Source organism: Streptomyces sp. NPDC001507 (assembly GCF_042894765.1).
Taxonomy (GTDB): Bacteria; Actinomycetota; Actinomycetes; order Streptomycetales; family Streptomycetaceae; genus Streptomyces.
The window spans coordinates 460,663-472,773 of sequence record NZ_JBIAVV010000001.1 but is presented as its reverse complement, the minus strand read 5'-3'; the positions used below and the strand labels follow the sequence as shown (position 1 = coordinate 472,773).

11 protein-coding genes are annotated in these 12,111 nt (G+C 72.0%); 7 read left to right on the top strand and 4 right to left on the bottom strand.

Translation table 11 applies throughout. The annotated features are described in order from the left end of the window. The first annotated feature begins 49 nt into the window (after positions 1-49). The 7 genes from rhaI (at position 50) to ACFY0K_RS02195 (ending at position 9,057) form a co-directional block, all read left to right on the top strand. Complete coding sequence (gene rhaI, locus ACFY0K_RS02225; RefSeq protein WP_390638186.1) at positions 50-1,219, top strand: L-rhamnose isomerase; 1,170 nt, start codon at positions 50-52, stop codon at positions 1,217-1,219. A gap of 140 nt (positions 1,220-1,359) precedes the next feature. Next, on the top strand, positions 1,360-3,399 hold the full coding sequence (locus tag ACFY0K_RS02220) for a bifunctional aldolase/short-chain dehydrogenase (protein WP_390638185.1): 2,040 nt from the start codon (positions 1,360-1,362) through the stop codon (positions 3,397-3,399). Beyond that, positions 3,396-4,841: a rhamnulokinase family protein gene (locus ACFY0K_RS02215; protein WP_390638184.1), complete on the top strand. Its 1,446-nt coding sequence runs from the start codon at positions 3,396-3,398 to the stop codon at positions 4,839-4,841. The genes ACFY0K_RS02220 and ACFY0K_RS02215 overlap by 4 nt, the downstream gene beginning before the upstream one ends. 119 nt (positions 4,842-4,960) lie before the next feature. Then, positions 4,961-5,716 carry a (Fe-S)-binding protein gene (locus tag ACFY0K_RS02210; protein ID WP_390638183.1) on the top strand — a complete coding sequence of 252 codons (756 nt, stop codon included), beginning with the start codon at positions 4,961-4,963 and terminating at the stop codon, positions 5,714-5,716. Beyond that, entirely contained in the window at positions 5,713-7,215 is a 1,503-nt protein-coding gene (locus tag ACFY0K_RS02205; protein WP_390638182.1) for a LutB/LldF family L-lactate oxidation iron-sulfur protein, read from the top strand. The genes ACFY0K_RS02210 and ACFY0K_RS02205 overlap by 4 nt, the downstream gene beginning before the upstream one ends. Further along, positions 7,212-7,880, top strand: coding sequence for a lactate utilization protein C (locus ACFY0K_RS02200; protein WP_390638181.1), 669 nt, complete (start codon positions 7,212-7,214; stop codon positions 7,878-7,880). Before ACFY0K_RS02205 ends, ACFY0K_RS02200 begins: the two co-directional genes overlap by 4 nt. 22 nt (positions 7,881-7,902) lie before the next feature. After that, the gene (locus ACFY0K_RS02195; protein ID WP_390638180.1) at positions 7,903-9,057 is read left to right on the top strand and encodes an ABC transporter ATP-binding protein; all 1,155 of its coding nucleotides are present in this window, start codon (positions 7,903-7,905) and stop codon (positions 9,055-9,057) included. Positions 9,058-9,077: 20 nt separating this feature from the next. Here ACFY0K_RS02195 and ACFY0K_RS02190 read toward each other — a convergent pair whose 3' ends face one another. From ACFY0K_RS02190 to ACFY0K_RS02175, 4 genes are all read right to left on the bottom strand, one after another. Further along, positions 9,078-9,683, bottom strand: coding sequence for a hypothetical protein (locus ACFY0K_RS02190; RefSeq protein ID WP_390638179.1), 606 nt, complete (start codon positions 9,681-9,683; stop codon positions 9,078-9,080). Between the two features lie 85 nt (positions 9,684-9,768). Then, positions 9,769-10,710: an ABC transporter substrate-binding protein gene (locus ACFY0K_RS02185; protein ID WP_390638178.1), complete on the bottom strand. Its 942-nt coding sequence runs from the start codon at positions 10,708-10,710 to the stop codon at positions 9,769-9,771. Further along, on the bottom strand, positions 10,707-11,378 hold the full coding sequence (locus ACFY0K_RS02180) for an ABC transporter permease (protein WP_390638836.1): 672 nt from the start codon (positions 11,376-11,378) through the stop codon (positions 10,707-10,709). The genes ACFY0K_RS02185 and ACFY0K_RS02180 overlap by 4 nt, the downstream gene beginning before the upstream one ends. Next, entirely contained in the window at positions 11,375-12,055 is a 681-nt protein-coding gene (locus tag ACFY0K_RS02175; protein WP_390638177.1) for an ABC transporter permease, read from the bottom strand. The genes ACFY0K_RS02180 and ACFY0K_RS02175 overlap by 4 nt, the downstream gene beginning before the upstream one ends. Positions 12,056-12,111 lie beyond the last annotated feature (56 nt).

Here is a 12,111-nt window from a genome sequence, read left to right as displayed (position 1 = left end):
CCTGAATCGTTTCACCACTCAGTTGTTCCGATCCCCCAGGAGCCCCGAAGTGACCGACCTCGCCGCGGTGAAGGCCGCGCTGAAGACCCAGGCAGTCGAAACGCCGTCGTGGGCGTACGGAAACTCGGGGACCCGCTTCAAGGTGTTCGCCCAGCAGGGCGTGCCACGCTCGCCGAAGGAGAAGCTGGACGACGCCGCGCAGGTCCACACCGCGACCGGGGTCGCGCCGACGGTCGCGTTGCACATCCCGTGGGACAAGGTGGACGAGCCCGACGGATACGCCGGCCTGGCCAAGCACGCCGAGGAGCGGGGCCTGCGGCTGGGGGCGATCAACTCCAACACCTTCCAGGACGACGACTACAGGCTGGGCAGCATCTGCCACCCGGACGCGGCGGTGCGCCGCAAGGCCGTCGGCCATCTGCTGGAGTGCGTCGACATCATGGACGCGACGGGGTCGAAGGACCTCAAGCTGTGGTTCGCCGACGGCACCAACTACCCCGGTCAGGACGACATCCGGGCCCGGCAGGACCGGCTGGCCGAGGGGCTGGCCGAGGTGTACGCGCGGCTGGGCGAGGGGCAGCGGATGCTGCTGGAGTACAAGCTCTTCGAGCCGTCCTTCTACACGACCGACGTACCGGACTGGGGGACGGCCTACGCGCACTGCCTGAAACTGGGGCCGAAGGCGCAGGTCGTGGTCGACACCGGCCACCACGCTCCGGGCACCAACATCGAGTTCATCGTCGCCACGCTGCTGCGGGAGGGGAAGCTCGGCGGCTTCGACTTCAACTCGCGGTTCTACGCGGACGACGACCTCATGGTGGGGGCCGCGGACCCGTTCCAGCTCTTCCGGATCATGTACGAGGTGGTGCGGGGCGGTGGGTTCACCGCCGACGTCGCCTTCATGCTCGACCAGTGCCACAACATCGAGGCGAAGATCCCGGCGATCATCCGGTCGGTGATGAACGTGCAGGAGGCGACGGCGAAGGCGTTGCTGGTGGACCGGGAGGCGTTGGCCGATGCGCAGGCCGCCGGGGATGTGCTGGCCGCGAATGCGGTGCTGATGGACGCGTACGACACGGATGTGCGGCCGTTGCTGCGGGAGGTGCGGGAGGAGATGGGGTTGGATGCCGATCCGCTTGCCGCATACCGGCGGTCCGGGTGGGCCGAGAAGGTCGTCGCCGAGCGAGTTGGTGGGCAGCAGGCGGGGTGGGGGGCGTAAGCGTCTGCCGGGATCTGTTTCGTCGCGGGGTGCGGGCCGGGTGTGGCTGGTCGCGCAGTTCCTCCCCCAGCCTTCGGCCGGGGGTACCCCCAGCGCCCCCAGGGAATGCAGTGACCCTCTTTCGACCAGTAAGGAACCTGATGTCCACCCATCCCGAAGCCGCCGCCCTCCTCTCCCGTTCGCATCGCCTCGGCGCCGACCCCCGCAACACGAACTACGCCGGCGGCAACACGTCCGCCAAGGGCACCGCCCCCGATCCCGTCACCGGAGGTGATGTCGAGCTGATGTGGGTGAAGGGGTCCGGTGGGGATCTCGGGACGCTCACCGAGGGCGGGCTCGCCGTGTTGCGGCTGGACCGGCTGCGGGCGCTCGCCGGGGTGTACCCGGGGGTCGACCGCGAGGACGAGATGGTCGCCGCCTTCGACTACTGCCTGCACGGCAAGGGCGGGGCCGCGCCCTCGATCGACACCGCCATGCACGGGCTCGTCGACGCGCCGCACGTGGACCATCTGCACCCGGACTCCGGGATCGCGCTCGCCTGTGCGGCGGACGGGGAGAAGCTGACCGCCGAGTGTTTCGGGGACAGCGTGGTGTGGGTGCCGTGGCGGCGGCCGGGGTTCCAGCTGGGGCTGGACATCGCCGCGGTCAAGGCCGCCGACCCGCGGGCGATCGGATGCGTCCTCGGCGGGCACGGCATCACCGCCTGGGGCGACAGTTCCGAGGAGTGCGAGCGCAACTCGCTGCACATCATCCGCACCGCCGAGAAGTTCCTGGCGGAGCGCGGGAAGGCGGAACCCTTCGGGCCCGTCGTCGAGGGGTACGGCGCGCTGCCGGAGGCCGAGCGGCGGGAGCGGGCCGCGGCCCTCGCACCGTACATCAGGGCGCTCGCCTCCCAGGACCGGGCGCAGGTCGGGCACTTCACCGACTCCGAGGTCGTCCTCGACTTCCTCGCCCGGGCCGAGCATCCGCGGCTTGCGGCACTCGGGACCTCGTGTCCGGATCACTTCCTGCGGACGAAGGTACGGCCCCTCGTGCTTGACCTTCCGGCTACCGCACCGGTGGAGGAAGCCGTGGCACGGCTGCGCGAGCTGCACACCGAGTACCGCGAGGAGTACGCCGCCTACTACCAGCGCCACGCCGAAGCGGACTCCCCCGCCATGCGCGGCGCCGACCCCGCGATCGTGCTGGTGCCCGGCGTCGGCATGTTCAGCTTCGGCAAGGACAAGCAGACCGCACGGGTCGCGGGCGAGTTCTACGTCAACGCCGTCAACGTGATGCGCGGCGCCGAAGCCGTGTCGGCGTATGCGCCGATCGAGGAGTCGGAGAAGTTCCGGATCGAGTACTGGGCGCTGGAGGAGGCCAAGCTCCGGCGGATGCCGAGGCCGAAGGCGCTCGCGACCCGGGTGGCGCTCGTGACGGGGGCCGGGAGCGGGATCGGGAAGGCGATCGCGCACCGGCTCGCGGCCGAGGGGGCCTGTGTCGTCGTCGCCGATCTCGACGCAGAGGGCGCGACGACGGTGGCGGAGGAACTCGGCGGGGCCGACAGGGCCGTCGCGGTGACCGTCGACGTGACGGACGAGGAGCAGATCGTCGCCGCCTTCCGGGCCGCCGTACTGGCCTTCGGCGGAGTCGACCTCGTCGTCAACAACGCCGGGATCTCCATCTCCAAGCCGCTGCTGGAGACTTCGGCGAAGGACTGGGACCTCCAGCACGACATCATGGCCCGCGGTTCCTTCCTGGTGTCGCGGGAGGCGGCGCGGGTGATGACCGCGCAGGGGATCGGCGGTGACATCGTCTACGTCGCGTCGAAGAACGCCGTGTTCGCCGGGCCGAACAACATCGCCTACTCGGCGGCGAAGGCGGACCAGGCGCACCAGGTGCGGTTGCTTGCCGCCGAGTTGGGTGAGCACGGGATCCGGGTGAACGGGGTCAACCCCGACGGTGTGGTGCGCGGGTCGGGGATCTTCGCCGGGGGGTGGGGGGCACAGCGGGCCGCCGTGTACGGGGTGGAGGAGTCCAAGCTCGGCGAGTTCTACGCGCAACGGACCATCCTCAAGCGTGAGGTGCTGCCCGAGCACGTGGCGAACGCGGTGTTCGCGCTGACGGGTGGCGAACTCACCCACACCACCGGGCTGCACGTGCCCGTCGACGCGGGTGTGGCGGCCGCGTTCCTGCGATGAGCTCGCCGAAGGCGTACGCGGCGGTCGACCTGGGCGCGTCCAGCGGGCGGGTCATGGTCGGGCGGGTGGGCCCGGACTCGCTGGAGCTGGCCGAGGCGCACCGGTTCGCGAACCGGCCGGTGCGGGTGCCGGAGGGGCTGCGCTGGGACGTACTCGGCCTGTACGCCGGAGTGTTGGACGGTCTGCGGGCCGCAGGGCAGGTGGATTCCGTCGGCGTCGACAGCTGGGCCGTGGACTACGGTCTGCTGGACGCCGACGGGGCCCTGCTCGGCAACCCGGTGCACTACCGCGACGCGCGGACCGAGGGGATCGCCGAGCACGTGTGGGCGAGGGTGCCGGCGGCGGAGCTGTACGCCCGCACCGGGCTCCAGTACGCGCCCTTCAACACCCTCTACCAGCTGGTGGCGGCGCGGTCGAGTGCCCAGTTCGCGCATGCCGAGCGGCTGTTGCTCGTCCCGGACCTGCTGTCGTACTGGCTGACCGGCGAGCAGGGCACCGAGCTGACCAACGCCTCCACCACCCAGCTGATCGACCCCCGGACACGCGAGTGGTCGTACGAGATCGCGGACCGGCTGGGGGTCGACCTCGGGCTGTTCGCGCCGCTGCGGCGGCCCGGGGATCCCGCCGGGGTGCTGCGGCCCGAGGTGCTGGAGGAGACGGGGCTGACCGGGCCGGTGCCGGTGACCGCCGTCGGCTCGCACGACACGGCGTCGGCGGTCGCCGCCGTACCGGCGCTCGGCGAACGGTTCGCCTACATCTGCACCGGCACCTGGTCGCTGGCCGGACTGGAGCTGACGGCTCCCGTGCTGACCGAGGAGAGCCGGGCCGCCAACTTCACCAACGAGCTCGGGCTCGACGGCACGGTCCGCTATCTGCGCAACATCATGGGGCTGTGGCTGCTCCAGGAGTGCGTACGGGCCTGGGGCGACCCGGAGCTGGGCGGGTTGCTGCGGGAGGCGGCCGGGGTGCCGGCGCTGCGGTCGGTGGTGGACGCGGGGGATGCCGCGTTCCTGGCACCCGGGCGGATGCCGGAGCGGATCGCCGAGGCCTGCCGGGCCTCCGGGCAGCCGGTGCCGCGGACGCCCGGTGAGATCACCCGGTGCATCCTCGACTCGCTGGCGCTGGCCCACCGGCGGGCGGTCACGGATGCGCAGCGGCTCGCCGGCCATCCGGTGGACACCGTGTACGTGGTGGGCGGCGGCACCCGCAACGCGCTGCTCTGCCAGCTCACCGCCGACGCCTGCGGGCTGCCGGTGGTGGCGGGGCCCGCGGAGGCAGCCGCGCTCGGGAACGTGCTGGTCCAGGCCCGCGCGCACGGTGTCGTGGGCGACCTGGCCGACATGCGGCGGCTGCTCACCCGCACCCAGCCGCTGACCCGGTACGTGCCCCGTGGCGGCACCGCCCGCTGGGAGGCGGCCGAAGCACGGCCGGCCACCGGATGACGAACCGCCGCCGCCCGTTCGGCGGCGGCTCCGACCCGCCGCACCGTGACCGGGTCTCCCGCTGATCGAATCGGCCCATTAGGCTGCACTCATCCGATGATCGACCTCTAGGAGCCGCGATGCGTGTCGCCCTCTTCCTGACCTGCGTCAACGACACGCTCTATCCGGATACAGGCCGCGCCGTGGTGAAACTCCTGACCAGGCTTGGCGTCCAGGTCGATTTCCCGATGGCTCAGACCTGCTGCGGGCAGGCCCACTACAACACCGGGTACCGCCATGAGGCGGAGCCGCTGGCCCGGCATTTCTCCGATGTCTTCGGTGAGTACGAGGCGATCGTGACCCCCTCCGGCTCCTGCGGCGCGATGGTGCGGGAGCTGTATCCGCGGATGGGCGAACGGGCCCGGGCGGAGGGGCGCGGGGGCGGGCTGGCGGCGGCGCTGGCGCCGGTGGTGCCGAAGACCTACGAGCTGACGGAGTTTCTGGTGGACGTCCTGGGGGTGACGGACGTCGGGGCATATTATCCGCACTATGTCACATACCACCCGACCTGCCACGGGCTGCGGAGTCTGGGGCTGGGCGACCGCCCCCGCCGTCTCCTCCAGGCCGTCAAGGGCCTGGAGCTGGTGGAGCTGCCGGGCGCCGAGGAGTGCTGCGGGTTCGGCGGCACGTTCGCGGTGAAGAACGCCGACGTCTCTGCGGCGATGGGCACGGACAAGGTGCGCAACGCCGAGTCGACCGGCGCGGAGGTGCTGTGCGCGGCCGACAACTCCTGCCTGATGCACATCGGCGGCACCATGACCCGGCTCGGCAGCGGGCTGCGGCCGGTGCACATCGCGGAGATCCTGGCGAGCACCGAGGAGGATCCGGCCGTATGAGCGGGACGTTCGTAGGGATGCCCGAGTTTCCCCCGGCCACCCAGCCGGCCTTCCCGAAGGCCGCGCACGAGGCCGTCAACAACCCCGTCCTGCGCGGGAACCTGCGCCATGCCACGCACACCATCCGCGCCAAGCGGGCCAAGGCGGTGGCCGAGGTGTCCGACTGGGCCGCGCTGCGCGAGGCGGGCAAGCAGATCAAGGACCACACGCTCCGTCATCTCGACCGCTATCTGGTCCAGTTGGAGGAGTCGGTGACGGCGGCGGGCGGTACGGTCCACTGGGCCGTCGACGCCGACGAGGCGAACCGGATCGTCGCCGCACTGGTCAGGGAGACCGGCGAGTCGGAGGTCGTGAAGGTCAAGTCGATGGCCACCCAGGAGATCGGCCTGAACGAGGCGCTGGAAGCCGAGGGCATCCGGGCCTACGAGACCGATCTCGCCGAGCTGATCGTGCAGTTGGGACACGACCGGCCCTCGCACATCCTGGTCCCCGCCATCCACCGCAACCGGGGTGAGATCAGGGACATCTTCCGCAGGGAGATGGGCGAGTGGGGGCGCCCCGCGCCCGCGGGTCTCACCGACACTCCGGCCGAACTCGCCGAGGCGGCCCGGCTCCACCTGCGCGAGAAGTTCCTGCGCGCGAAGGTCGGCATCTCCGGCGCGAACTTCATGGTCGCCGAGACCGGCACCCTGGTCGTCGTCGAGTCCGAGGGCAACGGGCGGATGTGCCTCACCCTCCCGGAGACGCTGATCTCGGTCGTCGGCATCGAGAAGATCGTGCCGACCTGGCGGGACCTGGAGGTCTTCCTGCAGACCCTCCCCCGCTCCTCCACCGCCGAGCGGATGAACCCGTACACCTCGACGTGGACCGGCACCACCGACGGCGACGGACCGCGGACCTTCCACCTCGTCCTCCTGGACAACGGCCGCACCGACACCCTCGCCGACGAGGTGGGCCGGCAGGCCCTGCGCTGCATCCGCTGCTCGGCCTGCCTCAACGTCTGCCCGGTCTACGAGCGGGCGGGCGGCCACGCCTACGGCTCGGTCTACCCTGGCCCGATCGGCGCCATCCTCAGCCCCCAGTTGCGGGGCACCGGGAGCGAGATCGACGCCTCCCTGCCGTACGCCTCGTCGCTGTGCGGGGCCTGCTACGAGGTCTGCCCGGTCGCCATCGACATCCCCGAGGTCCTTGTGCACCTGCGCGAGCGGGTCGTCGAGGGCGGCGAGGCGGTCCGGGGCGGCAACAAGGTGCTGCTCAAGCCGGCCAAGGGGCACGCGGCCGAGCGGGCGGCGATGCGGGCGGCCCGCTGGGCGTTCTCCCACCCGGCCGCCCTGCGCACCGGCCAGCGGCTCGCCTCCCGCAGCCGCCGGCTGCATCCCCGTACCCTGCCGGGTCCCGGCCGGGCATGGACCGGGACGCGGGACCTGCCGGCCGTACCGGCGGAGCCGTTCCGGGACTGGTGGCAGCGGACCGGCGGCGGAAAGGACGGCGCGAAGTGAGCAGCAGGGAGCGGATCCTGGGCCGGGTGCGGCGGGCGCTGGCCGAGGTGCGGGACGAGGACGCGCCGGTCGAGCGGGCGTATCTGCGCGAGCACGGGGAGCGGAGCGTCGCGGAGACGGTGGACCTGCTCGCCGAGAACCTGGCGGACTACCGGGCGCGCGTGCACCGGTGCACGGAGGACGAACTGGCGGCGGTGATCGGGCGGCTGGTCGCCGAGCACGGTTCGAGCTCGGTGGCCGTGCCCACCGGGCTCCCTCCGGAGTGGCTCGCGTCGACCGGCGCCGAGCAGGTCGCGGACCGGGCCGGGAGCACCCCGCACGAACTCGACCGGGTCGGCAGTGTGGTCACCGGCTGCGCGGTGGCGATCGCCGAGACCGGGACGATCGTGCTGGACGGCGGCCCGGACCAGGGCCGCCGCCGGATCACCCTCGTGCCCGATCACCACATCTGTGTCGTGCGGGTCCCGGACCAGGTGGTGTCGTCCGTGCCGCAGGCGCTCGAACGGCTCGACCCGGCACGCCCGTTGACCTGGATCTCCGGCCCCTCCGCGACCAGCGACATCGAGCTGGACCGGGTCGAGGGGGTGCACGGTCCGCGCACTCTGGAGGTGGTGCTCGTCGGCGGCGGCTCGCAGGGCACCGGGGCCGGTACGGGCGGATCGTGACGGTCGCGGTTAACGTGAGGGAATGATCCGGTTCGAGCAGGTCACCAAGCGGTACGCGGACGGGACGACCGCGGTCGACGGGCTCTCCTTCGAGGTGACCGCGGGTGAACTCGTCACGCTGGTCGGCCCCTCCGGCTGCGGCAAGACCACGACGATGATGATGGTCAACCGGCTCATCGAACCGACGTCGGGCCGGATCCTCGTCGACGGCGAGGACGTCGCGGGCGTCGACCCTGTGATGCTGCGGCGCCGGATCGGCTATGTCATCCAGCAGGTGGGCCTGTTCCCGCACCGCACGGTCCTCGACAACACCGCGACCGTCCCGGCCCTGCTCGGCTGGCGACGGGACCGGGCCCGGGCCCGCGCCGCCGAACTGCTCGACCTCGTCGGCCTGGACCCGAAGACGTACGGGCCGCGCTACCCGGACCAGCTCTCCGGCGGGCAGCGGCAGCGCGTCGGCGTGGCCCGGGCGCTGGCCGCCGATCCCCCGGTGCTGCTGATGGACGAGCCGTTCGGCGCGGTCGACCCGGTGGTGCGGGAGCAGTTGCAGGACGAGTTCCTCCGGATGCAGGCCGCAGTGCGCAAGACGGTGCTGCTGGTCACGCACGACATCGAGGAAGCGGTGCGGCTCGGCGACCGGATCGCGGTGTACGGGCAGGGCCGGATCGAGCAGTTCGACACTCCGGGTGCGGTCCTGGGCAGGCCTGCCACGCCGTACGTGGCCGGGTTCGTGGGCGCGGACCGCGGGCTGAAGCGGCTCTCGGTGACCGACGTCGAGCCGGACGACCTGGAGCAGCCGCCGGTCGTCCGCCTGGGCGAGTCCGCCGAGCGCGCCGCGGCACGGCTGCGAGCCGGGGGTGCCCGGTGGGCGGTGGTCCTGGACCCGGACGGGGACCTGCACGGCTGGGTCGGCCGGGACGAGCTGGCGGCGGGCGGCACGATCGACGGGCTCGCCCACCGGATGACGGCGTGGGTGCCGGTGGGCGCCCCGCTGAAGCAGGCGTTCGGTGTGATGCTCCAGTACGACGCCGGGTGGGTCGCGGTACTGGACGGTTCGCGCTTCCTCGGTGTCCTCACCCCGGCCAAGCTGCACGAGGCGCTGCGCCGCTCGGTGGACGCGGACGCGCGCGGCGTCCCGCGCGGCCAGGTGCCGTTCGACTCGGTCTCCGACGCCTGACCCGCGCAGCCCGCTGTCCGTCAGCAGTACGTCATCGGGCAGCCGCGGCGCAGCGAGTGCTGCGCGGCCCGCAGGTACAGCGCGACGTAGAAGGCGGTGTCCAGGTCCTCGCCCCACGGGCCGGGGCGGGACTCGGCCGTCTCCTTCGCCTGCCCCTCCAGGAACCACATGGTCAGATCGAGGTTGTCGCAGGCCTCCGGTATCGCCTCGACGGGAAGTCCGATCACCGCTGCCAGCCGCTGCGCGAGGGCGAGCACCTCGGGCGCGCCGGCGACCACCGTGTCGTCGGTGTAGGCGGACTCGACGGGCAGCCGTATCTCCTCGTCGAGCGAGAAGGGCACCAGCACCGACCAGCCCAGCAGCAGCTCCCCCTCCCGTGGCGACAGGTGCTCCCGGCACAGTGCGGCCAGACCGTCCATGGCCGGTACCAGTTTCTCCTCGAACGACAGTCCCGAGCCGCGCACGAAGGCGGCCGCCTCGGGCACCGACTCGTACGGTGCCTGCCCGCGCCGCCGCAACTCGCCGTTGAGGGCCGAGGCGAGGGCGCCCCTGCCGCCCTCGGCCTCGTGCTCGTCGTCGCCGTCGAGCCACTCCTGCGCGCCGACACTCACCAGATAGATCCCCATGCCCCGAACGTACCGCCCGCCACTGACAACGGGACCTGGCGTCGCGCTGCCGGGCACACGCCGCCGGGCATCACGGCGCCGGCCGTCACTTCAACAGGCCCTTGTCCCGCAGATAGGTCCGGGCCACGTCCTGGGCCAGCCGCCGCCAGCTGTCGACCTGCTGGTTCATCGAGGCCAGGTCGGCAGTCGTCAGGACGTCGTTGAGCTTGCCGAGCGCCTTGGTGACGCGCTCGCTGCCGGCCCGCGAGCGGTTGACGACCGGGACGACGTAGTCGGCGTTCTGCAGATGCCTGTCGTCGGCGAGGAGGACCAGCCCGAACTGGTCGAGCGTCGCGTCGGTGGTCGTGGTCAGCACCATCTGGTCCTGCCCGCTCTGCACGGCCCGCTTGGCCTGGGTGGTGCCGACGCCCTTGGGGTCGATGCCGGTGATGTCGATGCCGTAGACCTTCTTCAGCCCCGGTTCGCAGTACGGCCGTTGCACGCATTCGTCGCCCGCCGCGAGCCGGACCTTCAGGCCTGAGGCGCCGAGGTCGCTGAGCGTCCTGAGGTGGTGCCGGCGGGCGTAGGCGGCGGTGACCGCGAAGGCGTTCTGGTCCACCGCCCGCCCCGGGTCGAGGACGGTGAGGCCGCGCGGGGTGGCGAGGCGGCGCAGCGCCCGCATGGTGGTGGTGAGGTCCGGGGAGCCCACGGGGGGCGCGTCGGGGCCGTTGGTCTTGGCGTTGAGCCAGTCGGCGAAGGTGGCCGCGTATTCGGGGACCACGTCGATCTGGCCGGACTCCAGGGCGGGTTCGTAGAGCTCGCGGTTGGCGACGGTGATGAGGGAGGTCTGGTAACCGGCCTGGTTCAGGAGCTGGGCGTACATCTGGGCCAGCAGGTCGCTCTCGGTGAATCCGGCGGAGCCGATGGTCAGGTGTCTGCTGTCGCCCGGGGGTGCGGTGACCTCGCCGCGGTCCTCCAGGGAGGGTCCGGTGGTGCAGGCGGTGAGGGCGAGGAGCAGGGCGGCGGCGGCCGCCGCACGGAGTCTCATCGCGAGCCCCGTAGCCAGACCGGGGCGAGGCGCTCGGCGAGTTCGAAGACCCCCTCGACGATCAGCGCGAAGACGGCGACCAGGATCGCCCCGGCGACGACCATGGGTGTGCTGGCCAGGTTGAATCCGGCGGTGATGATCCGGCCGAGTCCCCCGCCGCCGGCGAGTGCGGCGATGGTGGCCGTGGCGACGAGCTGGACGGCGGCGATCCGCACCCCGTTGAGGACCATGGGGAGCGAAAGGGGCAGTTCCACGTGAAACAGCATCTGTCGCCCGGTCATCCCCATCCCCCGGGCCACCTGCACGATGTGCCGGTCGACCTCGCGCATGCCGACGTAGGCGTTGGTGAGCAGGGGCGGCACGGCGAACAGCACCAGGGCGACCACGGTGGGTCCCTCGCCCCATCTGCCGATCGGGGTGAGCAGGAGCAGAACGAGGACGGCGAAGGTGGGGACGGCCCGGCCGACGTTGGAGATGTTCACGGCGAGCGCGCCGCCCTTGCCGAGGTGGCCGAGGACCAGCGCGACCGGGAGCGCGATCAGGCAGCTGATGACCAGGCAGACGACGGTGAGGGCGAGGTGCTGGAGCAGCCGGTGCCCGATGCCGTCGTCACCGGACCAGTGCGTGGAGTCGGTGAGCCAGGCCCAGGCGTCGGTGAGCGTCTTCACGTGCGGGCCGCCCGCGTCCACGGGGTGAGCAGTCGCTGCACCCCGAGCAGCAGCAGGTCGGCGGCGACCGCGATCAGCACGCAGAGCACGGAGGCGGTGAGGACCTGGGCCTTGAAGTAGGTGTTCATGCCGGCGTAGATCAGGTTGCCGAGCCCGCCGAAGCCGACGATCGCGCCGACGGTGGCCAGGGAGACCGCGGAGACGGTGGCGATGCGCAGGCCGGCCATCGCGGCGGGCAGGGCGAGGGGCAGTTCGACGGTGAGCAGGAGGCGTATCGGGCCGTAGCCCAGGCCGCGGGCGGCCTGCCTGGTCTCCTCGGGGACGGCGCGCAGGCCCGCGAGGATGTTGCGGACGAGCAGGGTGAGCGAGTACAGCACCAGTCCGGCGACGACGAGGGTGGCCGAGAGCCCGTACAGGGGCAGGAGCAGGGAGAACATCGCCAGGGACGGGATGGTGTACAGGATGGTGGTGATGCCGAGGACGGGTCCGGCCGACCAGCGCCGGCGGCGGGCGAGCAGGGCCAGCGGGACGGCGATGACGAGGGCGACGAGCACCGAGACCGCGGTGAGCCGGAGGTGCTGGCCGACTGCGTCGAGGAGGATCTGGCGGCGGCTGGTCAGATAGGCGCCGCAGATCCACTCGTTGCGCGCGAGGCAGTCGTTCGGGGGCGCGGTCACGCCTCCATTGCACCGGGCGGGCGACCGGCCCGGCGCGTTGTGGTGATCCGTCCGGG

What these genes read in the sequence shown, in the direction of transcription:
- ACFY0K_RS02220 (WP_390638185.1), top strand. Translation starts at nt 1,360, where the DNA reads ATGTCCACCCATCCCGAAGCCGCCGCCCTCCTCTCCCGTTCGCATCGC.
- ACFY0K_RS02190 (WP_390638179.1), bottom strand. Translation starts at nt 9,683, where the DNA reads ATGGGGATCTATCTGGTGAGTGTCGGCGCGCAGGAGTGGCTCGACGGC.
- ACFY0K_RS02210 (WP_390638183.1), top strand. Translation starts at nt 4,961, where the DNA reads ATGCGTGTCGCCCTCTTCCTGACCTGCGTCAACGACACGCTCTATCCG.
- ACFY0K_RS02205 (WP_390638182.1), top strand. Translation starts at nt 5,713, where the DNA reads ATGAGCGGGACGTTCGTAGGGATGCCCGAGTTTCCCCCGGCCACCCAG.
- ACFY0K_RS02185 (WP_390638178.1), bottom strand. Translation starts at nt 10,710, where the DNA reads ATGAGACTCCGTGCGGCGGCCGCCGCCGCCCTGCTCCTCGCCCTCACC.
- ACFY0K_RS02195 (WP_390638180.1), top strand. Translation starts at nt 7,903, where the DNA reads ATGATCCGGTTCGAGCAGGTCACCAAGCGGTACGCGGACGGGACGACC.
- ACFY0K_RS02215 (WP_390638184.1), top strand. Translation starts at nt 3,396, where the DNA reads ATGAGCTCGCCGAAGGCGTACGCGGCGGTCGACCTGGGCGCGTCCAGC.